The sequence below is a fragment of the Alkalihalophilus lindianensis genome, assembly GCF_032843265.1.
GTDB classification, from domain to species: domain Bacteria; phylum Bacillota; class Bacilli; order Bacillales; family Bacillaceae_D; genus Alkalihalophilus; species Alkalihalophilus lindianensis.
In genome coordinates, this window is the sequence record NZ_JAWJBA010001048.1 from 1 (window position 1) to 235 (window position 235).

At 40.4% G+C, this 235-nt stretch carries 1 protein-coding gene and 1 pseudogene; both read right to left on the minus strand.

The genetic code is table 11. The features are described from left to right. Nucleotides 1–147: pseudogene (locus RYX56_RS25310) on the minus strand (anthranilate phosphoribosyltransferase); the annotation flags it as partial. Beyond that, nucleotides 119–235 carry a glutamine amidotransferase-related protein gene (locus tag RYX56_RS25315; RefSeq protein ID WP_439108541.1) on the minus strand — a complete coding sequence of 39 codons (117 nt, stop codon included), beginning with the start codon at nt 233–235 and terminating at the stop codon, nt 119–121. The pseudogene RYX56_RS25310 and the gene RYX56_RS25315, both read right to left, overlap by 29 nt.

A 235-nucleotide genomic window follows, 5' to 3' on the forward strand; every position in this document is an offset into this window, starting at 1 on the left:
TGTTTCCCCCTTGGATTTCAATCCCATTAAAAAGGCGGCAATTTCCGATTCCGAAACTTCTTCACCTAAAATGAAATCCACGGCTTCCTTCATTTGATCTTCTGAAAAAGATTTATGCTCAGCTAACTGGAGTAAATAACTCTTCATCTTCTCTCAACCTTTCTATCTCAGCTAAAAAGTTCTTCAAAATTTGTTTACCTGCCGGGGTTCCAATAGACTCCGGGTGGAACTGCAG